Raw genomic sequence first — 22,260 nt, forward strand, 5'->3', positions numbered from 1 at the left:
ACGATCAGAAATGCACCGCCAGCCAGATGGAGTCTTTATCCGGATCAGTCCACTCCACCCGGTGCCGAAGCCCCGCTGGCAACAACAGGTAGTCCCCGGGCTTCAAGTCTACCGGTTGACTCTGCCCATCCAGGGTCAACCGCGCAGAACCGCTGAGCAAAACAACCCACTCACTCCAGGACTGGTCATACCACTCGCCCTCTGGCGTCCGGTGGCCACGAGAGACAATACGCTCAATTTTGACCTGGTCAGAACGCGCCAGAGTTTCAAACAACTCTTCTGGCAAGTCTGCCGGGATGTTCTCAAACAAGTTGCCTTCCATTACTCCCCCCCTATAAAGCGAAACGGGTAAGACAACTCAGACTTCCAGGCCAGAAGCCTGGAAATCACTTGAACTACCTTATGAAGACCGCTGTTTTCGCTTGCCTTTGGCATGCTGCGCTGACTTTTCAACACGGCGTTTGCGGTGATATCGGCGCTGATCCTCTTTTCCTGCTGCGCTTTCTGCAGCAAAAGGATTTTCAGAGGAACGGAATTCGATACGAATCGGTGTCCCCATGATCTTCAGCACCTTGCGGAAGGTGTTTTCAAGATAGCGCCGATAGGAATCCGGAACCGACTCTGTCTGGTTACCGTGAATGATGATGGTAGGTGGATTCATTGCCCCCGCATGGCAGTAACGTAACTTGATCCGGCGATTACGGACCATGGGTGGCTGATGTTCACTGACGGCATCTTCCAGAATTCGCGTTAGACGGTTCGTGGACAGTTTGGCAGTAGCGGACTCATAGGCCTCTTCAATGGAATCGTATAAATGCCCCACTCCAGTGCCATGCTTTGCAGAGATCATATGAAGACGGGCATAGTTAATAAAGCCCAGACGGCGCTTCAGCTCTTCCTTGACCTGGTTTTTCTGCTCTTCCTGCATGCCATCCCACTTATTGACCGCCAGGACCACTGCACGTCCGGCATCCAGCACAAACCCCAGAAGATGCAGATCCTGCTCAACGATCCCTTCACGGGCATCCATCACCAGAACCACCACATTGGCGTCTTCAATAGCCTGCAATGTCTTGATGACCGAAAACTTCTCAATGGCCTCTGATACCTTGCCACGGCGCCGGACACCCGCCGTATCAATCAGCGTGTATTCCTGCTCAAACCGTTCAAATGGGATATACACACTGTCCCGTGTGGTACCTGCCTGGTCATACACCACCACCCGGTCTTCACCCAGCATGCGGTTAACCAGGGTGGATTTACCCACATTAGGGCGTCCCACAATACTGATCTTGATCCCACGCGCTTTGGTCTCTGGCAACTCTTCAGCATCTTCAGAGGCCTCATCGACCTCCATGTGTCCAGAAAGCACCTCATTGATCATGCCACTGACACCTCGACCATGAACGGCAGCGATATGGAAGGCGGAACCAATACCCAGTGCCGCAAAATCCGCTTCTGCCTGATCCCCATCCACCCGGTCGACCTTATTCATGACCAGATGGTACTGCTTACCCTGTTTACGGAGGTGCATGGCGATCATTTCATCGGCGGCTGTCAGCCCCGCCCTCGCATCCACCAGAAACAGAACCACATCCGCTTCCTCAATAGCGGCCAGGGACTGTTCCGCCATGGCGGAGTCAATGCCTTCCTCATCGCCGGAAATCCCACCGGTGTCGACCACAATATAAGGGACCGACCCGACCTTGCCCTCACCGTATTTCCGGTCGCGGGTTAGCCCGGCAACGTTTGCCACCAATGCATCCCGGGAACGGGTAAGGCGATTAAACAACGTGGATTTGCCGACATTGGGACGACCCACGAGGGCTATAACAGGAACCATATTTTCTACCACAAACATCCTGGGAGAACGCCTCCCAGTCTACTGACAGCCATGAGCAGAAGCCCTGCCTCATAACCATCCAGAATCGAAAAGGGCTGACCCCAAACAGGGTCAGCCCGGCAACCACTTTAACAAGGCAAGCAACAGTCCAACGCAAGCTCCAGGAGCCTGCAGTCAGTTACTTCTTATCCGCTGCTTTCTGTTTAAGCGCTATTAACTCCCCATCGGAAGTCATGATAAAGATCAAATCGCCGTCCACCAGCGGCTGAGCCTTGATTGCAGAAGAGTCAACCTTGAACCGCCCGGACAGGCTGCCATCCACCTGAGAGAGCAGGTGAACATACCCTTCCAGGTCGCCAACCACCACATAGCTGCTGAACGCTGCCGGAGCCGTCAGTTGACGGTACTCAAGACTTTCCTGCCTCCAGCTGGAAGCTCCGGTTCTCTGGTCAAGGCCACTGACATAACTGTCTTCACTGGTCAGATAGAGAGAGCCAAATCCCTCCGCCATCCCCTTGTAGGTGGACATTTCCTTGGACCAGCGAACCCGGCCACTGTAAACATCCAGGTTCGCAACATTACCCTGGAAACTGGCCAGATAGAGAGAGTCTCCCACCATCAGGGGAGCTCCCTTGATATCCACCATCCTTTCCAGCTCAGTACTGCCTTTAGGAACGGCAACCCGACTGCTCCAGAGCGGCGCCCCGTTTTCCAGCCTGAATGCCTTTGCCTCGCCACTGGCAAAACCGGCAAAAACAGCCTCACGATACAACAGTGGTTCCGCGGACCCTCTCAGGGTCAGGGCCGGCTGAAGGGTATCCTGCCGCCAGAGCAATTCCCCGGTAAGGGCATTGAGCACCGTCAGACGGTCATCAATGCTCTGAACGGCCACAAAAGCACCGTCAGTCACCGGGGAACTGAGCACTTCACTACTGACACGGGTCTTCCAGAGGTCCTTGCCGTCTTCCTGGCTCAGCGCCACCACTTCGCCACTGAGCGTGCCCAGAAGAACCATGCCGGCCCCGGCACTGACACCACCGCCAACCCGGGTATTTTCCAGCCTCCGCTTCCAGAGCTCCTTACCGGTTTCCCGGTTCAGGGCAAGCACATTACCTTCAGCATCGCTGACAAAAACAACATCACCGGAAATCGCCGGCGTCAGGCTTTCGAAACGGTCACCAACCCCTTTCCCAACATTCCTGGACCAGGCCTTGGTCAATTGAACCGTCTCGGTAATGGCCTGGAGGGGTTTCGGAGTGCGCACTTCCTCTTCATCCGATGAAAACAGGCTACAGGCAGACAGGCCCAGCGCCATTAGCAGGATTAATGAGCCCCTGAAAAACCTCTCCATGCTGTTATCCCTCCTGTGGAGCCATTGCGGCCAGATCATCCAGTTTTAATTGCAGCAGAGGCCGGTTTTCACCGTTATCACGGGCCGTATCCAGGGCCTTTTGATAAGCGGCTTCCGCCTCCGCTTTCTGTCCCATAGCCAGATAAGCATCTCCCCGGGCTGACTCAATGGTCGCCCCATAGGCCTTATCCACCTTTAAACCGTCCAGAACATCCAGGGCCTTCCGGGCGTTATCATCGGACTCCCCCAGCAAGACACGGGCAAGACGTACACTGGTCATGGTCTCTATTTGATCCCCGGGCTTCCGGGCCAGCACCCATTCGAGGGATGCTCTTGCCTCAGTCAGCTGATCATCCAGCACCTGCTGCTGGGCCTGGAAAAGCGTTGCAAACTGGGCATAACGGCTATCCGTGAAATCATCCTGAAGGGTTTTCACCACATGGCTCACGGTGGCTTTCTGCTCTTTCGTCAAAGCAGCCTGTTGTGGTGCCTGCTGACCCAGGGTATCCAGCAGGTTCTGATAAAGGGCAGAAGCTTCAGCAGCTTGGTCATGCTGCACCTTATTCCAGTATTTATAACCTGAGACTCCAGCAAGGGTAATAGCTACGGCAAGAACAACCGGCTGCCCATAGTCTTTCCAGAGGCTTTTGAGCAGTTCCACCTGCTCTTCATCGGATTGGTAGCTCACCCTTTACTCCTGAAATTGTTCCCGCAAATAATTCGCCACGGCAGAGAGTTCCAACTGCTGCTGAGGCTCATCTGTTCTGAGTGATTTAACGGTGGCGGTTCCAGACGCCAGCTCATCCTCCCCGATAATAAGAGCAAAAGCTGCACCGCTTCGATCCGCACGCTTCATCTGGCTTTTAAAACCACCGCCGCCACAATTTACCATAAGCTTCAGGGAAGATAGCTCATCCCTGAGAGACTCTACAACCGGCAACACCTGATGACTGACCCGATCGCCCACCGCTACCACAGCAATATCCACATCATTGCTGACACGGTCAGGTACCCGGTTAACCGTTTCCAGCATCAGCACCAGGCGCTCTATACCCATAGCAAAACCCACCGCCGGGGTTGGCTTGCCACCGAGCATATCCACCAGAGCGTCGTATCGACCGCCGGCACAAACCGTCCCCTGGGCTCCCAGGCTGTCCGTCACCCATTCAAACACGGTTCGCCCATAGTAATCCAGCCCTCTCACCAGTCTCGGATTCACCGTATAGGCAATACCGGCCTGATCGAGAATCTGCTTTAACTGTTCGAAGTGAGCCTTTGATTCATCATCCAGATAGTCAAAAAGCACCGGGGCATCGGCAACAATTTTCTGGGTTGACCGGTCTTTACTGTCAAGAATTCTCAGGGGGTTGATTTCCAGACGGCGCTGGCTGTCTTCATCCAGCTGGTCTGCATACCCTTTCAAGTAACCCACCAGAGCCTCACGATAGCGCTGTCGGGCCTCAAGAGTTCCCAGGGAGTTCAGTTCAAGGGTGACATGCTCCGTTAACCCCAGCTGCCGCCAGAGCCTTGCAGTCATCAGTATCATTTCCGCATCAATATCCGGCCCTTTCATGCCGTAGGCTTCAACACTGATCTGGTGAAACTGGCGATAGCGACCCTTCTGGGGGCGCTCATAGCGGAACATGGGACCAGATGTCCAGAGGCGCTGCACCTGATTGTAAAGAAGGCCTTGCTGGATGCCTGAGCGAACGACCCCGGCGGTTGCCTCGGGACGCAGAGAAAGCCGGTCACCATTGCGATCTTCAAAGGTGTACATCTCTTTCTCAACAATATCGGTGCCCGCTCCTATACCGCGACTGAAAAGCGCAGAGTTTTCAACAATGGGCACCCGTATTTCCTGGTAACCATAGGTGGTCAGTACCGAGCGAACCTGGCTTTCCAGGTACTGCCAGACGGGTGTCTGTTCTGGCAGAATATCATTCATTCCACGGATGGCTTGGAGCTGCTTGGCCAAGTTAGTTTGTCCTCTGATACCTTGATACCAACACCACGTATACCCTCAAAGGCTTAGCGACAGAAAAGCGGCAACCTCCTCATGGAGCTACGCCAGATAACACTCATTCCTTTTCATCCGAAGGCCGGGCGGGTGTATGGCCCGAAAAAGTCAGCCACTATAACCGCTGAAGCCTTTCCCTGACAATCCCGAAAGGTCATTTCATTGGGAAAACAACCGCTCCCGAAAAGGCTCTGCATACATAAGAAACAACGGTTATTCAACCACTTTCTGAAACCACCTCAGGCAAGAACTCAACCCTGCCTTCCAGGCTTAAGCAAAAGGCTGGCGACTCTTTTTCCTGCCCCGGGAAGACCCACCGGTTTGCCATCAAACAGAATATTTGAAACACCCGGGGCATTACCCAGGCGAACACTGACCGGCGCCACCGCATGAAGGTTAATAGAGGTGCCGGCCTTCTGGACGCTTGAGATCAAAATTTTCCCGTCCGCATCCCGAATTTCAACCCAGCAGTCCTGGGAAAACGTCATGGAAAGCGGAGCCCCCGATTCCACAGCAGGCTCAGCCGGGACTGTCTCTACCTCCTCCTCAATGGCACTGGAAGAGGGCTCGGAAGACGGCGACTCAACAGGACTAACGGATAACTGTTCGTCCGTTGAGGCAGAATCAGGCTCACCGTTTTTGTCCGAGGTTTCTGCCCCGGTTTCCGGTGCCTGAGCCGGCACAGCCTCCTCCATTAATTCCAGGCTGGACTCAGAGCCCACCTGAACCTGGCTATCAGGGGTCAGCAGTTCATCGGATTCATCCACAAGAGCATCACCGGGCAACGCCTCACCCGACAGAGCTTCACCGGAAAGATAGCTATTCCAGACAAAGTAGCTGGCACCACCAAGAAGGATGATCACCAGCAACGCCAGGGCATACAAAGGGGACGGCGCAGAGTGAGCCCTGAGCTGCTCCTCAGGACTGCCACCCTTGAGCGTTGACAGCGCCTCACTGTCAAGCTCTGCAAAATTGTCGAATCCCCGGACCACAGCCTCCGCATCCATTTCAAGAAGCCGGGCATAATTTCGAATATATCCCCGGACAAACGCCAGCTGTGGTAAGTCATCGAAAGCATTTTCTTCCAGAGCCTGGACATAACGCTCAGTAATTTTCAGACTCTGGGCCACTTCTGCCAGGGAAAGGCCCTTACGGTTCCGCTCTTGTTTCAGAGCAGCTCCGGGGGACAGAGGTTCGGTGGAAGTGTCCACCGGAGGTGTTTCAGTAGTCATAGCCCGTCCGACTCCGATATTGCTTCAGCTCCCGGGATTGCGGATAAAGCCTTTCCAGCTGCAGCGCATAACTGGCCGATTTACTTCGATCCCCGTTGGCCCGGGCTATTTTAATCCCCAGCAACAAGCTTCGGGCATTTTGCTTCGACAACCCGGTAAAAGCCTGGTAATACTGCCACGCTTTTCTTTGATCACCGGCTTCAAAATAGAAGGAAGCCAGCTCAAGGTTGGCACGGGGCAGATTCCGGTTCAACCTCAAAGCCCGGATAAAATGCTCCTCGGCCCTCTGCCGGTTTCCCTGACGCAGGGAGACAACCCCCATATTCTCAAAGGTACGGCTTCTCTGGGAATAGGAAACATCCTCTGAAGCGATTTCAAACTGCCGGTAGGCTTCCTGCAGCCGGTTCTGACTGAACAGAAAAGCCCCGTAATTGTTGCGAACATCTGACGCCTTCGGATCCCTGGACAATGCCTTCTTGAAAGCTTCTTCAGCAAGGTCATACTCCCCTTGCAGCTGGTAAGCCATCCCCAGCATCCCAAGAGCACTGACCGAACCTGGTTCAATTTCAAGAGCCCGCTTCAAGGGCTTGACCGCTTTTTCGGTATAGCCCTGCTCAATGTAACCCCGGGCCAGCTTCATATAATCAGCCACCGCCTGATTTTCATTAAGCGGCCTACTGTCTGTGCTGACACAGCCACTGAGTGCCGAAAACAGCAGCCCTAATGCAATGGGCTTCAGTTTGCCCCCCATGCTTATCCCCGCAGTCAATCCTATGCCCCAGGCGCAAGCGAATCACTCTGCGCCACCCTTATCCGTGAAAAACGAGAAAGCAGACGGTTTTTCACGGCGATAATAATAAGCTCTAGAATATGCTGTTCAGAGCCTGTGATCCAGAGCAGAGTGCGATTCAACCTTCCCTGCCAGCTTCAGGCGCTCCCAGAGAACTCAAAAAGATCTCAACATTCTGCTGTGGCTTCACGCCCTGCCCGATACCGCTCACTCCGACGCGTTTTATCCATGACATTCCCCACCAGCTGACCACAGGCGGCATCAATATCATCGCCTCTGGTTTTGCGGACAGTCACATTAAAGCCTGCCTGCTGCAGGCCTTCCTGAAAACGCCTCACAGCGTTATTACTGGGCCTTTCGTAGCCGGAATGAGGAAATGGATTGAAGGGAATCAGATTAATCTTGCAGGGTACATCCTTCAACAGATGAATCAGCTGCTGGACATGAACCGGCTGATCATTGACACCCGCCAGCAGCGTGTACTCAATGGTAACCACCCGCTTACTGTCGGTCAGACTTCCCATATAGTGATCGATCGCGGCCAACAGCTCGCTCAGAGGGTACTTTCGGTTAATGGGAACCAGCTGGTTCCTGAGTTCATCATTTGGGGCATGAAGAGATACCGCCAGGGACACATTGGACACCTCACTCAACTTCCTCAATGCCGGAACCACGCCGGAGGTACTCAGAGTCACCCGACGCTTGGACAGGCCATAGCCAAGATCGTCCATCATCAGGTCCATGGCATCGACCACATTGTCAAAATTCATCAGGGGCTCGCCCATGCCCATCATGACAACATTGGTGATTGAACGGTCCGCTTTGGCAGGTACGTTGCCAAAATGCCGCGCGGCCAGCCAGACCTGACCAATGATTTCTGCCACTGTCAGATCGGAATTAAAACCCTGCTTTCCCGTTGAGCAAAAACTGCAGTCCAGAGAGCATCCTGCCTGGGATGAAACACAGAGTGTTCCCCGGCCACCGTCGGGTATGAATACGGCTTCCACACAGCTGCCACTGGCTACCCGAACAACCCACTTGCAGGTCCCGTCTTCAGAAAAGTGGCTGCTGACCACTTCTGGCCCACGGATCTGTGCAGTGGCTTTCAGCCGCTCACGCAGTGCTTTGCTGATATTGGTCATGTCATCAAAATCATCGACCCGGTGATGATGAATCCATTTCAGCACCTGCTCCGCCCGGAACTTTTTCTCACCAAAGCTTAGAAACCAGTCCTCCATCTTTTTTCTGGAAAGGCCCAGCAGGTTCACCTTCTCCTGAAATGAAGGGCTCTGGACTGAACACTCCTGATCGGGAACAAGCTCGATCATTTCTGACATTTCTATACCTCAAAGCCACCAGAGGTCCCCCTCTGATGGCTCAATGATCAACACAAACTGTTCTCGGGCTCAAGCAACCTGTCGGCTTACGACAGGCTCCCACGCGTTACCGCGTTCTTGGGCAGATTTCCGAATTTTCAAAGAAATAAGCCACCTCACGGGCCGCAGAGGCCGGTGAGTCAGAGCCGTGAACCGCATTTTCATCTATCGTCCGGGCAAAATCCGCCCGTATAGTGCCTGCAGCCGCTTCGGCAGGATTGGTGGCACCCATCAACTCACGATTGAGAGCCACCGCATTGTCACCCTCAAGAACAGAAACTACAACCGGCCCGGAGGTCATGAAAGCCACCAGGTCATTATAAAAGGGACGCTCTTTATGCTCAGCGTAAAAACCACCCGCCTGCTCCGTCGACAAATGAATCATTTTACTGGCTACGATATTCAGGCCCGCCTCTTCAAAGCGGCTCAGAATTTTACCGATGACACTCTTGGCTACTGCATCAGGTTTAATAATTGATAACGTGCGCTCAACCGCCATTACGCTCTCCAGATTGTCATTTTCGTGCCCTTGCGGGATTGTTATTACTTATTCGATACGTACGACTCTCACAGCCATCCATAGCTGGAGGTTAGGCGCCATTGTATACAATGGCAGTAACCTTGTCAGTCCTTTCCTCTCCTTCACGACTGGCTGAAATAGAAAGACCATAACAGCAAAACCCAGATCACGATCAAGCCTGCCCTAAAACAGCTGTAAGCCAGTAAAAATAACCAATAACATCACCTTTCCTGAAGCTGACAACCCACCAGCACTATTGGCATCTTCATAACTGGACACCTCCACAGTGATACCTGGCCCAGGGCCTTCATGGTCTGTGAGCAATGTTGCCGTGATATTTGCGCAATCAACCACAAAGACAGTATCGATACTGCCGGTTAATCGCTTCAACTCCTCACCGGAATCATCCAGAATCAATAAATAGTCCTGACCGTCCCGGAGATCACCCGCAACACTAACAAGCAACCTGCCCCCAGGTTCACCAGCGGTCAATACTGGAGACTGTCTGTTTTCATTCCCCCTGTGCATGCCAGCCCTCCAAACAACCTTACCGTCATTTTTTATAGCCCCGGAAGGAGTGACATACTTTATCAGGCCTGGCTCTTCTGGGAGAAGAGTGACGCTCAACGTCCTCTCTGGTATAGAGTTTGCCTCCAGCCTGATGCAGTCCCCCCAGACCCCCCTATCCCCATCCAGGTCACCACTAACCCGCGTGTCAAGATCACCATTCATATCAAAGATTGAGACAAAACCGTCCTGGGCCAACATTTGTCCTTTCAAGCGAACCAGTAGCGCTTTTTGTCCAGAAATCGACAACGGTGGAATAGACCAGGTCGCTGGAGCATTGCCACTCACCTGCCACCCGGAAACGGCAACTGAAAAGAGTGTTTGGCCAGTAGTCTCCACCAGAGGCGCTGTAAGCTCTACATTGTCCGTTTCAAAATTAACGGCCGTCGTAAGCCCCGTCAGCGGAATCATGAACTCCCCTTTGGGAGTGATGAAGCGCAGGTTACTTTCCTGATCAAGATTTTCCCCTTCCCCCTTGACCGCTATTGCCTGCGCATGAATAAAGGAAAGGGTAAACGGCTTGTCCGGCAACACACCCTGGCAGGCATCATCAGGCCATTCTACAGAGCATACATCGGGATTATGGAGGGTCAGAGTCAACATTACGCCTGCCAATGGTGTTTTATCCGTGGAAGCCAACACCCCTTTCACTCCGCCCACGGGAATATATAAACAGTGATTCAATTCACCCGTCAGGCGCTTGAGTTCAGCCCCCCCCAGACTATAGAGAGTCAGGAAGTCCTGCCCTGCATTCAGGCCCCCGGTAACACTGGCCCTCAGGGCACTGGCACCAGGAAGAACCAGGTCAGGTGAAGGCCTGTTTTCATTTTTTCCATACTCCCCCGTACTCCAAATGATGCTATCTTCTTCTACCTCGAAACCAGCCGCCTGTTTTCCAACCTCCTCACTATCAGCCGGTTTCACAGACACCAAGACTCCTGCACCTGAAAGATTTTCATCCGATACCAGCTTCGCAGTTATCGCGTCACCCTTTACATAAAATGCATCATCAATATCGCCACTAACCTGACGTACCAGATGCCCACTCCTATCATAAATAGAAATGAAGTCATACTTATGCTCTGTACTGCCTTTGACAACTACTCCCATGAACTGGGCCCCTGGCACCATCAAGTCCGGTGACCGAATCACCTGATTATTACCATAGTGTCCTGTGTACCAATGCGAAACTGGCCTTCCCTTATTATCAGTAACCGTCACCTGAGCGCCGGTTCCGGGCATTGAATCCCTGGATACCAGTCTCGCAGTAATTGTGTCTCCGGCAATCACCAGAGTAGTCCCCTGATCAATGTATCCATACATCCGAACCACTTCATTACCGGAAGCATCATTGATAGCAATATAATCCTTGGCACCAAGATACCCGTGCACCTGGACGCGTAATGATTCTGCCCCACGAATAGAAAGCGGCTTTGAAGCTCTGTTCTCATAACGACCATATATCCCCGTCTGCCAGGCTTCAGAATCTTCGGTGTACTCGTAGGCAGCCTGGTGTATAGGGTTGGAGGCCCGATAATAAGATGAGCCAGAATCCGGGTTATATTCCTCAACAGAAACGGATACGGCAGACTTATCCCCCTTATGGCGCCCATTCACTGTCGCAATCACCCGATCTCCCCAGACAAAGACCGTATGATCGATAGCACCACTAATTCGTGTCACCTCATTGCCAAATACATCATGAATGGACACAAAGCCCTGCATTTTTTTTGTCCGGCCTCTGATATGCACCTTCAATGCCTTGGCACCAGGCTTTGACAGCTCAGGGGAGACCACCTGATCATGACCACCCGATGCTCCTGCCATCCAGTCAGTCACTGGCGCACTGGTCTGATAAGATGAAACCGAAACCTTACCCCCGAGACTTTGCCCCCCCCTGTTACCGTTAGTTAACAACCTTGCAAAGACTTTTTTTGAAGACACCACGAAAGACGTTTTAACATCGCCGGTAAAACGATGAATCTCGTTATTATTCTCATCGTATAAGATCAGAGTGTCATCAAACACATGGTCGTTAAAAAGTATGGAGCCATCCTGATCCAGGCTCACATCAACTTCAACATAAAGGTTACTGCTATCTTCAGCCTCCAACCAAGGAGAGGCTCTATCTTCATTGATTCCATAGAAACCCGTTTTCCATAGAACTCGTTCGTCATTGGATAGAAATGACCCGAGCTCACTGTCTTCTGGAATTTGAGCAGGTGAAATAGCAACACTGAACTCATCTGTTTTTCGGTTACTATCCCCCCCTGACATTTCAGCAGTAAGGTAACTCCCGGCAACATCAAACGACTGGTCAAAACGGCCATGAACTCGACGAACCAGCAGCCCATTGCCATCATACAGGTTCAAATAGGCCCCCTCTCCCAAATAGCCTTTTATTTCTGCTTTCACTCCCCCCAGCCGGGATGGCGCATAGAGCGCACGCTTGCCATTTTTGCTTTGCCCACCATAAATACCTGTTTTCCAGGTGCGCAAATGACGGTCAATGAAAGGCCTGACATCTTCGACATCTGTCAACACCCCCCCTTCCCCTCGATTACATTCATTCACATCAAAGATGGAATGCATGGTATAACTGACAATACCAATCTGTACATTAAATCGCCCCGAGTAGCCCTTTATCAATAAAGGACCACCACTATCACCGTTACATTGTGACTTACCCCAGCCCCAAGCACAGATTTTTTTTCTGCCCAGTCCTCCCCTTAGCCCGCTGGATAACAACTGATAAGGTGCAAACCCATGAGGCGGAAAACACTCCCATCCATTTTTGACTTCTAAATCAGCTTCCTGCAACTTTTCAGGAGTATTTTTTTTATGCTCATCAGAATAGCCCCACCCAAGCAGCTTGGCATCCGCTCCGGCCAAGATTTCAACCCTGTGGTGTATTAGATGAACGTAAGGAATATGATACACAGGTTCCTTAAGCCTTAGTAAGGCAGCATCATATTCAAAGGTTCTGGAATTATATTCAGGATGGATGATAACTTCTTCAACCAGAGCAATATCTGAATCAAAGCTGTACCAGGAGTCACTATTACGAATGTGCTTATCCGCACCTAAATAGGCATACAGGCTTTGTTTATCATCAACACAGTGCGCAGCAGTCAGCAACCACTGAGGGGATATCAAGGTTCCCCCACAAAAATGGGCATTTTTACTTCTCCAGTAAAGCAAGGAAACCATCCATGGATACTGAGCGGGCTCCGCATCCTGGCCACCCACAATCCGTTTTACACGCTCTCTCCCTTCCTGGTCTACACCTATATCACCAAAGGAATAAAAACAGCACAGCACCAACAAGAAAAGAATGAAGCGAAAGAAAGGAGAAAGCATAAATGAGCTGCCTTTTCAGTCTGATATTCCATCGACCCCAGGCAGCCCAATTAAGTTCAAATCTTATTTGAAATCAAAGTGGTTCTATTTATGAAAAAACGGCCCTCATCATCACAAATAACAACCAACAGAACAAAAGTCCTGCATCAAACCTCCTCAATCCAGGCCATCTGAATCGCTTCCAGGATTTTTTCACCGCAATGGCCCGGTTCATCATCAAAGTTATCCAGGGCCACCACCCAGTTTCTCAGATCTACAAAATTCACAAACCGTGGGTCGGTTTCAGGGTAGGCTTCACTCAACTCTATGGCAATATCGTAGACATCGGTCCATTTTAATCCCATGATAAACCTCCGTTGCCATCAGTGGCGTTCAGATACCTGGTTCAAAGTGTATTTGGGAATCTCCACCACAAGGTCTTCATCCGCCACCACCGCCTGGCAGCTCAGCCGGGACTCTGGTTCCAGTCCCCAGGCTTTATCGAGAAGGTCGTCTTCAAGCTCATCCGCCTCCTCAAGACTGTCAAACCCTTCGCGCACCACCACATGACAGGTAGTGCAGGCACAGGATTTTTCACAGGCGTGCTCTATCTCAATGCCGTTCTCCAGAGCCGCATCACAGACAGTCACCCCTGGCTCAACCTCAATCACTGCCCCTTCCGGGCACAGTTCTTCATGGGGAAGAAAGACTATACGAGTCATCTCAGGACTCCTCCAAATCATCAATATTCTGTCCCGACAGCGCCTGCCGGATGCCCTGATTCATACGCCGGGCCGCAAACTCTTCACTACTCTTACCAATACGGTCGATCTCATCGGCAATCGCCACTGCATCACCGGACTGACGTACCTCTTTCAATCCAGCCAGATCCGCAGACAAGGCAGTAAACTCCTGATCATTCAAGAGCTGCCGGCCATCTTTCTCCAGCGCAACGTCCAGGGCTTCTGCCACACGATCCGCCTCAACCTGTTGCTCCCGGAGATTTCGCAGCGCTTTATCGTCTGCCGCATGGTCATAAGACTCCGTCAGCATTCGGGAAATTTCGCCATCCGTGAGCCCATAAGACGGCTTCACCTGAATACTGCTCTCAACCCCCGTTGACTCCTCCCGGGCAGAGACATTCAGCAAACCGTCCGCATCCACCTGAAAGGTCACCCGGATCTTTGCTCCACCCGCAGGCATGGGCGGAATGCCCCTGAGCTCAAACCGGGCCAGTGAGCGGTTATCTTTGACCAGCTCCCGTTCACCCTGGAAGACATGAACAGCCATTGCCGTCTGTCCATCCTTATAAGTAGTAAACTCCTGGGCACGACTGACGGGAATGGTCGTATTCCTGTGGACGACCTTCTCCATCAACCCTCCCATGGTTTCCAGGCCCAGTGAAAGCGGAATGACATCAAGCAACAGCATATCGTCCGCAGATTTGTTCCCGGCCAGAACATTAGCCTGCAATGCTGCACCCACCGCCACCACCTTGTCAGGGTCGATGCGGGTCAGCGGCTTCCGACCGGAAAATAACTCCACCCTTTCCCTGACCCGTGGCACTCTGGTGGAACCTCCCACCATGACCACCTCTTCAATCTCAGAGGGCTTGATTCGGGCATCTCTCAGGGCTCGCTTGAAGGCACGAACGGTTCGATCAATCAGGGGATCAACCAGCTCCTGAAACGCTTCTCTGGTAAGCACCCCGGTCCACTCACCAAAACTGGCGGCTGCGGAATCCTGTACGGTCAACAGCTCTTTTACACGACACCCTTCAACCATGGCCTCACGCAATTGCAGGGCATTGATTGAAGCCTCATCAACCCCGGCCTCACGAAGCATCCAGCGAGCCACTGCACGGTCGAAGTCATCGCCACCCAGGGCAGTATCCCCACCAGTAGCCAATACCTCAAACACCCCTTTTTCCAGCCGGAGAATCGAGATATCGAAGGTCCCTCCCCCCAGATCATAGACGGCAATGGTGCCCTCGCCTCCCTCATCCAGGCCATAGGCTACCGCTGCCGCTGTCGGCTCATTCAGAAGACGATAGACATTCAATCCGGCCAACCTGGCCGCATCTTTGGTGGCCTGCCTCTGGGCATCATCAAAATAAGCGGGCACCGTGATCACAGCCCCATCCAGATCCCCACCCAGGGTTTGCTCCGCCCTCTGGGCCAGGGATTTCAGAATTTCGGCAGACACCTCCACTGGACTGACAGCCCCTTTACGGGTTTCAATAAAGGGCATGCCTTCGGACGAAGCGCCTTCAGGAACCGAAAACCGATAAGGCATGACCCCTCCGAGAGAGTCGATGTCCCCAACTCCTCGCCCCATTAACCGCTTGACAGAAACAATGGTATTCACAGGATCAATCAAAGATCGCTCTTTGGCAGGCAGCCCCGTCAGTGTCGCATCTTCACCATAGTGGACAATCGAAGGAAGCGCATGACGACCATCCAGATCAGGCAGCGTTTCCGCCGCACCTGACCGGACACTGGCCACCAGAGAATTCGTGGTACCCAAGTCGATGCCCACCGCCCGCTTCTGCTGATGGGGTTCGGGAGTCTGTCCCGGTTCAGAAATCTGCAGTAATACCATGCCTGCCTCTCAGCCTTCCTCTAAGCCATCCAACCACTGGGATTCCAGTTGTTCCAGTTCCGCCGCCAGCTTTACCATGAACTGCAGCTTTCGTACAACCGTTTCTGCCTGATCAAGATCCTGGTCAGCACCTGACTGCCACAGCCCCTGAAACTGACCAAGAAGCGCCTCTCTCCCCTCATCCACCCTGGACATCAGGCGATCGAATTCTGCTTCAGGTCGGTCCGCGGTTTTAAGATCGGATGCCGCTTCCCTCAGCTCCATCTGCTCCATCAGAAATGCGGGATCCATAACGGTGTTGTTTTCCATATCCAGATCACGACCCGACAGCTTGAGCAAATAAACCGCCCTGGAAAGGGGCTCTTTCAGTGTATTGAAGGCTTCATTTACATGAGCAGCATACTGAACCGAGAGCCTCTGCTGACGCTCAGTGTCACCGGCAAAACGATCAGGATGGACCGCTTTCTGTAATTCCCGGTAGTGACTGGCCAGTTTCCGGGCATCCACTTCACAGGAAACCGGCAACTGAAACAACTCAAAATAATTTCGGGTTAAATCGACCACGTTGCTTTCTATCCCAAACTTCTCTATTTCAAACAGCCATGAGCGGGAATACAACCCACCCCGAACCATGAAAAGGGCTCTGATAGCGCTGTATTTTCATGGTAAAACGCGCAACCCTGACGCAGAAAGCCCGGCAAGCGTAAGCCAACCGGGCCGGACAGAGTGTTATTTACCAGGATCAAGGGGAAACGGATAAAAAGGCAAATGCCCACAGCAAAAGTGAAAGAATCCGGTTCCGCCAGAGGCATCAGACATTAAAGCTTTCACCACAACCGCATTCGCTGGAAGCATTGGGGTTATTGAACTGCAACCCCTCATTCAGCCCTTCCCGGACAAAGTCAAGTTCGGTGCCATCCAGATAAACCAGACTCTTGGGGTCAATAAAGACTTTAACACCGTCGTGTTCAAAGACTTTGTCGCTGCCATTAATCAGGTCGACAAATTCGAGCACATAGGCCATCCCCGAACAACCGGATGTCCTTACCCCCAGACGAATACCCTCGCCTTTACCCCTGCGACTTAGCTGCCCGCGAATATGCCGGGCAGCTGCTTCAGTCATGGTGATCGCCATTCAATACTCCCTAGCCTTGAAAAGGATGCCCTGAAAAGAGTGCCCTTAACCTGATCGGGCACATCATTCCCTCCAGCGCAACTGTTTTCCAAGAGCAACTACACTCAGTCCGAACCATCCACTCTACCAAAGCCTGGCGTTCAGGAGGCTTCAGAAGACTGCTTGGTTCGATAATCGTCAATCGCCGCCTTAATGGCATCTTCAGCCAGAACCGAGCAGTGAATCTTGACCGGTGGCAGCGCCAGCTCCTCGGCAATGTCGGTATTGCGGATAGCCGCGGCCTCATCCAGCGTCTTACCTTTCATCCACTCTGTTGCCAGTGAACTGGAAGCGATTGCAGAACCACAGCCATAAGTCTTGAAGCGGGCGTCTTCAATCACCCCCTCTTCACTGACCTGAATCTGCAGACGCATCACATCACCACAGGCAGGAGCGCCAACCATACCGGTTCCCACACTCTGGGAATCCTGATCCAGTTTCCCCACATTGCGCGGGTTCTCATAGTGATCGATGACCTTCTCACTGTAAGCCATTTTCCTCTCCTCCCGGACTGCCCCGTCAGAAGCAGTCCACGTAACCCGTTAGTGCGCGACCCATTCAACCTTGCTCAGGTCGACTCCATCCTTATACATATCCCAAAGAGGGGACAGTTCCCGGAGCTTTTCCACTGCCCCGCGAATTTGCTGAGCCGCATGATCCACCTCTTCTTCAGTGGTAAAGCGCCCCAGACTGATTCTCAGCGAACTATGAGCCAGCTCATCACTGAGCCCAAGCGCCCGCAGCACATAAGAAGGCTCAAGGCTGGCCGAGGTGCAGGCAGAGCCTGAAGAAACCGCGATATCCTTGAGTGACATAATCAGTGACTCGCCTTCCACAAAAGCAAAACTGACATTCAGGTTTCCAGGCACCCTCTGATCCAGGCTGCCATTCACATGCACTTCCTCAAGGTCCGACAGACGATCCATGAACCGCTGACGCAAAGCAATCAGCCGGTCATTTTCTGCAGCCATCTCTTCACTGGCCAGACGACAGGCCTCACCCATTCCAACGATCTGGTGAGTTGGCAGGGTACCGGAACGCATACCACGCTCATGGCCGCCCCCGTGCATCTGTGCCTCTAAACGAACACGCGGCTTGCGTCGCACATAAAGAACACCAATCCCCTTGGGACCGTAAAGCTTGTGAGCAGAAATGGACAACAGATCCACCTTCATGCTCTCCATGTCCAGAGGAATTTTGCCAGCACTCTGAGCCGCATCCACATGGAACAGCACTTTGCGAGAGCGGGTCAGGTCACCAATGGCAGCAATGTCATTGATCACACCAATTTCATTATTAACGTGCATGAGACTGACCAGAATGGTGTCATCACGCATCGCCTGCTGAACCGCTTCGGGAGTAATCAGCCCTTCACTGTCCGGCTCCAGATAAGTGACTTCAAAACCTTCCCGCTCAAGCTGACGACAGGGGTCCAGCACCGCCTTATGCTCAATTTTGGAAGTAATGATGTGCTTGCCTTTCTTACTGTAGAAATGAGCAACACCCTTGATCGCCAGGTTATCGGATTCAGTGGCACCAGACGTCCAGACAATCTCACGGGGGTCTGCCTTGATCAGGTCAGCAACATGACGACGGGCATCTTCTACCGACTCTTCCGCTCTCCAGCCAAAGACATGGGACCGCGAAGCCGGATTGCCAAAGTTACCCTCCAGGGAGAGACACTGCATCATCTTCTCGGCAACCCTGGGGTCAACCGGTGTTGTTGCGGAATAATCAAGATAAATCGGTAAGTTCATCTGGTACATCTCCAGGCGGTCAGTACGCTCAAAGCCCTTGACTGGATCAGGGCTGTCTTTTTCCTGCTTGCTGCATCCTGCTTTTCAAAGAAGGCTTTCAACGCAAAGCCTTCAAAAAAACATCAGAGGAGGCGCTCAGCAGCAATTTTGTTGTCCAGCTGCCCATCCTGACGACAGGCAACACTTTGCACTTCTCTTTGTGCTACGAGATCAGCCAGGCTGATCCCCCCTAAAAATGAGTGAATCTGGTCACTCAAATCCTGCCATAAATGGTGTGTCAGACAGGTGGCCCCCTGTTGGCAGATGCCCGCCCCCTTACATCGGGTGGCGTCCACTGACTCATTGACGGCATCAATCACTTCTGCCACGAAAATCTCTCCACCTTCCCGGCTCAGGCGATAGCCGCCTCCTGGCCCCCGGACACTGCAAACCAGGTCTCCCCGGCGAAGCTTGGAAAACAGCTGCTCAAGATAGGAAAGAGAAATTCCCTGACGTTCTGAAATATCCGCCAGCGATACCGGCCCCTGATCCCCATGAAGCGCCAGATCCAGCATGGCGGTTACTGCATAGCGTCCTTTGGTCGTCAATCTCATATACGGCATCCTGTGGCAATCAAGGCAGGGTTATCTTTACCTGCCGCCAGGCAGCCCACTGGAGCTCCTGAATAAAGCCATTATCCGCCGGACTCAGACAAAACCCCGGTCAGACGGCTGCAAGGCAAAAAGCTGACACATACTTGCGAAACGGATTATGAAATAACCCAGTAAATTAGTCAACTATTATTGAGAGTCTGGACCGCCGGGCACCAAAAGGAAGGGGAAATCAGAAAATGATCTAAAAATAACTATTAATATAATTTCCCGGCATTCTATAGAAACCCCGGGAAACATACAAAGAAAACCAGAAAATCCCAGAAAACGCTCAAGGAGCAGCGTTTTCCCCAACCTCCTCTTTTACCGGCTCGAAATCTTCACTTTTCAGCTCAGGAAGCGGTGCCACCTGGCAGTCCATTCCCTTCTCACGAAGCGTCCGGCACAACATGTCAAAGCGGGTATCCACCTCATGCAGGTGATCCAGCATGGCTGAAATAGCGTGAGCCGTGGGGTCTGGCATTTCAGAGGTAACCGCATAGGCATCAAACCCCATTTTCTCTGCCATGGCCTGCCTGCGTCCGTCCACTTCAGCCCGGGGTGCAGCCCCTTTAACAATCCGGCCGGGAATACCCACTACCGTAGCCCCCGGCGGTACTTCTTTCACCACTACCGCATTAGAGCCGACCCGGCCACCTTCCCCCACAGTGAAAGGCCCCAGTACCTTGGCACCCGCCCCCACAACCACACCGTCCGCCAGGGTCGGATGACGTTTCCCCTGATTGGCGGGATGGTCTTTACCTTTGTCCGGTGATGTTCCTCCCAGAGTCACCCCCTGATAAAGCGTAACGTCATCGTGAATCTCCGCCGTTTCACCAATCACCACTCCCATGCCGTGATCAATAAAAAAACGCCGACCGATGGTCGCCCCGGGGTGAATCTCAATTCCAGTCAACCAGCGACTAAAGGTGGACAGGGTCCTGCCAAGCCAGAACAGTCGTTTTGTCCAGAGTTGATGGGCAACCCTGTGCAGGAGCAGCGCATGCAGCCCCGGATAATTGGTCAGAACCTCTATGGTGCTCCGGGCCGCCGGATCACGCTCCATCACTGTGTTTACATCTTCTTTTATTCGCTCAAACATGGCCTGTGCCTGTCCGTTATTATCATCAACCACTCTTCACACAGCTCAATTCAGCGCAGCCGTATGGGCAGCGCTGCCAGAAAGCCTCTTTAATTCACATCCTTGACCGATAAACATCGCTGGGTTTCGGACAACACCCCCCGAAGAATGCCCAGTTCAACCCGGTCTGGTCGAATACGACCGTACAGACGCCGGAGCTTGGCCATGATTTTCTCATGACTGCTGTGATCCAGAAAGCCGATCTCCACCAGCGTCTGATGAAGGTGCTCATAGTAGCGCTCCATATCCTCCATGGTGGCTAACTCATGGGAGCGACATTCCGGCAGGGCCAGAGCATCCCTGAGAAGCAATTCGGTCATGCGCAACTCATAACACATTACCTGCACCGCTGCCCCCAGATTCAATGAACTGAACGCCTCATTGGTGGGAATGTGCACCTGAAGGTGACAACGCCTTAACTGCTCATTGGTCAACCCTTTGTCCTCACGGCCAAAAATCAGCGCCACCTGTTGATCCACAGCCTCTTTGACCATGGTTCCAGCACAATCCCTTGGGTCCACCAGAGGGAGGGAAACACCCCGAACCCGGGCGCTGGTACCCACCACAAAATGGCAGTCGGCCAACGCTTCATCCAGGGTATCCACCACCCTTGCATTCGCCAGAATATCATCCGCCCCACTGGCCAGGGCAGTAGCGGTTCCCGATGGGAAGTCATCCGGAGCTACCAGGCATAACCGGCTCAACCCCATGGTCTTCATAGCCCGAGCTGCGGCACCTATATTACCGGGATGGGATGGATTCACCAGAACAATGGATATATTGTTGAGCACCACAAAAATCTCTGAGTCAGTAAACTGCCCGCCAGTGTAACCAAAAACCCGACGATTCCAAACCGGCCTGTCCAGGAATAAGGCCCATACCGCCAGACCCAGCCCCATGTAAAACTGAAAGATAGATACTATTACGGATCCGCCAGGCCCTTATCATCATTGCAAGTTGCGCGCCTTCCTGTCAGAATCCTGCGAAATTTCGGGTGAAGACAGAACGGAGTTTTCTGTCTTCACCTCTCTTCGATCTTTCACAGTTCAGATGTAGTCCAAGCCTATGCAACCCATGGTTAATATGGCCCTGCGCGCAGCGCGCCAGGCCGGTGAAATTATTTCTCACGCGTTCAACGATCTCGATAATCTGAACATTGAAGTCAAAAGCCGCAACGACTTCGTCACCGAAGTGGACAGGGCTGCAGAAAAAGCCATTATCGCCTCCCTCAGCAAGGCCTACCCTGACCACGGTTTCTACGGTGAAGAAACCGGTCATCGTGAGGGCAAGGGAGAAGGCAAAGACTACCTCTGGATTATTGATCCTCTGGACGGCACCACCAATTTCATCAACGGCATTCCCCATTTTGCCGTGTCCATAGCCTGCCAGTACCGCGGACGCCTGGAGCACGCTGTTATTCTTGACCCTCTGAAAGAAGAAGAATACTGTGCCAGCCGGGGCCATGGCGCCACCCTTAACAGCAAGCGAATCCGTGTAGGCAATCGCCGGAGCCTGGAAGGCGCCCTGATTGGCACCGGCATTCCCTTCACCACTCCGGGCATCAACCACCTGGACAACTACCTCAATATGATGAGAGCCTTGCTGGGTGATACGGCTGGCATCCGTCGTGCCGGAGCAGCTTCCCTGGATCTGGCCTATGTGGCAGCCGGTCGACTGGACGCCTTCTGGGAAATTGGCCTGCAGGATTACGACATGGCAGCGGGTATTTTAATGATTCAGGAAGCAGGCGGCCTGGTGGGCGACTTCAAGGGAGGTCATCACTTTATGAAAAACAACCAGGTGGTTGCTGGCAACAGCCGCTGCTTTAAAGAAGTACTTAAGCGCATTCGCCCGTTTGTGACTGAAGGTATGTTCCGATAAAACCTGCCTTCAGAAGCCAGAGCCAGTTAACAGGCTCTGGCT

At 52.8% G+C, this 22,260-nt stretch carries 22 protein-coding genes and 1 pseudogene; 2 read left to right on the top strand and 21 right to left on the bottom strand.

What is annotated here, in order from left to right:
- Window positions 1-4 precede the first annotated feature (4 nt).
- From ACNRUY_RS09225 to ACNRUY_RS09275, 11 genes and pseudogenes are all read right to left on the bottom strand, one after another.
- On the bottom strand, window positions 5-322 hold the full coding sequence (locus ACNRUY_RS09225; RefSeq protein WP_488111363.1) for a cupin domain-containing protein: 318 nt from the start codon (window positions 320-322) through the stop codon (window positions 5-7).
- A 78-nt stretch (window positions 323-400) separates the two neighbouring features.
- Window positions 401-1,843 carry a ribosome biogenesis GTPase Der gene (gene der, locus ACNRUY_RS09230; protein ID WP_488111364.1) on the bottom strand — a complete coding sequence of 481 codons (1,443 nt, stop codon included), beginning with the start codon at window positions 1,841-1,843 and terminating at the stop codon, window positions 401-403.
- A 178-nt stretch (window positions 1,844-2,021) separates the two neighbouring features.
- Entirely contained in the window at window positions 2,022-3,194 is a 1,173-nt protein-coding gene (gene bamB, locus ACNRUY_RS09235) for an outer membrane protein assembly factor BamB (protein WP_488111365.1), read from the bottom strand.
- Window positions 3,195-3,198: 4 nt separating this feature from the next.
- The gene (locus ACNRUY_RS09240; RefSeq protein WP_488111366.1) at window positions 3,199-3,882 is read right to left on the bottom strand and encodes a YfgM family protein; all 684 of its coding nucleotides are present in this window, start codon (window positions 3,880-3,882) and stop codon (window positions 3,199-3,201) included.
- A gap of 3 nt (window positions 3,883-3,885) precedes the next feature.
- Window positions 3,886-5,169, bottom strand: a complete 1,284-nt coding sequence (hisS, locus tag ACNRUY_RS09245; protein WP_488111367.1) for a histidine--tRNA ligase — start codon at window positions 5,167-5,169, stop codon at window positions 3,886-3,888.
- A 293-nt stretch (window positions 5,170-5,462) separates the two neighbouring features.
- A complete protein-coding gene (locus ACNRUY_RS09250) occupies window positions 5,463-6,443 on the bottom strand; it encodes a RodZ domain-containing protein (RefSeq protein WP_488111368.1) in 981 nt (326 codons plus the stop codon).
- Entirely contained in the window at window positions 6,433-7,194 is a 762-nt protein-coding gene (gene pilW, locus ACNRUY_RS09255; protein WP_488111369.1) for a type IV pilus biogenesis/stability protein PilW, read from the bottom strand. Before pilW ends, ACNRUY_RS09250 begins: the two co-directional genes overlap by 11 nt.
- Before the next feature lie 206 nt (window positions 7,195-7,400).
- The gene (rlmN, locus tag ACNRUY_RS09260) at window positions 7,401-8,561 is read right to left on the bottom strand and encodes a dual-specificity RNA methyltransferase RlmN (RefSeq protein ID WP_488111399.1); all 1,161 of its coding nucleotides are present in this window, start codon (window positions 8,559-8,561) and stop codon (window positions 7,401-7,403) included.
- Between the two features lie 115 nt (window positions 8,562-8,676).
- The gene (ndk, locus tag ACNRUY_RS09265) at window positions 8,677-9,108 is read right to left on the bottom strand and encodes a nucleoside-diphosphate kinase (protein WP_488111370.1); all 432 of its coding nucleotides are present in this window, start codon (window positions 9,106-9,108) and stop codon (window positions 8,677-8,679) included.
- Between the two features lie 204 nt (window positions 9,109-9,312).
- Window positions 9,313-12,237, bottom strand: a complete 2,925-nt coding sequence (locus ACNRUY_RS09270) for a hypothetical protein (RefSeq protein WP_488111400.1) — start codon at window positions 12,235-12,237, stop codon at window positions 9,313-9,315.
- Window positions 12,238-12,264: 27 nt separating this feature from the next.
- Window positions 12,265-12,906, bottom strand: a pseudogene (locus tag ACNRUY_RS09275) (S1 family peptidase); the annotation flags it as partial.
- Here ACNRUY_RS09275 and ACNRUY_RS09280 point away from each other — a divergent pair.
- Window positions 12,799-13,062 (top strand): hypothetical protein, encoded by a 264-nt coding sequence (locus ACNRUY_RS09280; protein WP_488111401.1) that lies wholly within the window; start codon window positions 12,799-12,801, stop codon window positions 13,060-13,062. The pseudogene ACNRUY_RS09275 and the gene ACNRUY_RS09280 sit on opposite strands and share 108 nt — an antisense overlap.
- Before the next feature lie 140 nt (window positions 13,063-13,202).
- Here ACNRUY_RS09280 and iscX read toward each other — a convergent pair whose 3' ends face one another.
- From iscX to trmJ, 10 genes are all read right to left on the bottom strand, one after another.
- The gene (gene iscX / locus ACNRUY_RS09285; RefSeq protein WP_488111371.1) at window positions 13,203-13,400 is read right to left on the bottom strand and encodes a Fe-S cluster assembly protein IscX; all 198 of its coding nucleotides are present in this window, start codon (window positions 13,398-13,400) and stop codon (window positions 13,203-13,205) included.
- Between the two features lie 18 nt (window positions 13,401-13,418).
- A complete protein-coding gene (gene fdx, locus ACNRUY_RS09290) occupies window positions 13,419-13,757 on the bottom strand; it encodes an ISC system 2Fe-2S type ferredoxin (RefSeq protein ID WP_488111372.1) in 339 nt (112 codons plus the stop codon).
- A 1-nt stretch (window position 13,758) separates the two neighbouring features.
- Window positions 13,759-15,636 (bottom strand): Fe-S protein assembly chaperone HscA, encoded by a 1,878-nt coding sequence (gene hscA / locus ACNRUY_RS09295; protein ID WP_488111373.1) that lies wholly within the window; start codon window positions 15,634-15,636, stop codon window positions 13,759-13,761.
- A gap of 9 nt (window positions 15,637-15,645) precedes the next feature.
- Window positions 15,646-16,269: a Fe-S protein assembly co-chaperone HscB gene (hscB, locus tag ACNRUY_RS09300; protein WP_488111374.1), complete on the bottom strand. Its 624-nt coding sequence runs from the start codon at window positions 16,267-16,269 to the stop codon at window positions 15,646-15,648.
- 178 nt (window positions 16,270-16,447) lie between these two features.
- The gene (gene iscA / locus ACNRUY_RS09305; RefSeq protein ID WP_488111375.1) at window positions 16,448-16,771 is read right to left on the bottom strand and encodes an iron-sulfur cluster assembly protein IscA; all 324 of its coding nucleotides are present in this window, start codon (window positions 16,769-16,771) and stop codon (window positions 16,448-16,450) included.
- A gap of 140 nt (window positions 16,772-16,911) precedes the next feature.
- The gene (gene iscU, locus ACNRUY_RS09310; RefSeq protein WP_488111376.1) at window positions 16,912-17,304 is read right to left on the bottom strand and encodes a Fe-S cluster assembly scaffold IscU; all 393 of its coding nucleotides are present in this window, start codon (window positions 17,302-17,304) and stop codon (window positions 16,912-16,914) included.
- Window positions 17,305-17,352: 48 nt separating this feature from the next.
- The gene (locus ACNRUY_RS09315; protein ID WP_488111377.1) at window positions 17,353-18,567 is read right to left on the bottom strand and encodes an IscS subfamily cysteine desulfurase; all 1,215 of its coding nucleotides are present in this window, start codon (window positions 18,565-18,567) and stop codon (window positions 17,353-17,355) included.
- 122 nt (window positions 18,568-18,689) lie between these two features.
- Complete coding sequence (gene iscR, locus ACNRUY_RS09320; protein ID WP_488111378.1) at window positions 18,690-19,160, bottom strand: Fe-S cluster assembly transcriptional regulator IscR; 471 nt, start codon at window positions 19,158-19,160, stop codon at window positions 18,690-18,692.
- 328 nt (window positions 19,161-19,488) lie between these two features.
- Window positions 19,489-20,331, bottom strand: a complete 843-nt coding sequence (cysE, locus tag ACNRUY_RS09325; protein WP_488111379.1) for a serine O-acetyltransferase — start codon at window positions 20,329-20,331, stop codon at window positions 19,489-19,491.
- 56 nt (window positions 20,332-20,387) lie between these two features.
- Window positions 20,388-21,128: a tRNA (cytosine(32)/uridine(32)-2'-O)-methyltransferase TrmJ gene (gene trmJ / locus ACNRUY_RS09330; RefSeq protein WP_488111380.1), complete on the bottom strand. Its 741-nt coding sequence runs from the start codon at window positions 21,126-21,128 to the stop codon at window positions 20,388-20,390.
- Between the two features lie 274 nt (window positions 21,129-21,402).
- Between trmJ and ACNRUY_RS09335 the strand changes: the two genes are divergently transcribed.
- Window positions 21,403-22,218: an inositol monophosphatase family protein gene (locus tag ACNRUY_RS09335; RefSeq protein ID WP_488111381.1), complete on the top strand. Its 816-nt coding sequence runs from the start codon at window positions 21,403-21,405 to the stop codon at window positions 22,216-22,218.
- Window positions 22,219-22,260 lie beyond the last annotated feature (42 nt).

This window comes from Endozoicomonas sp. Z74, from assembly GCF_057680865.1.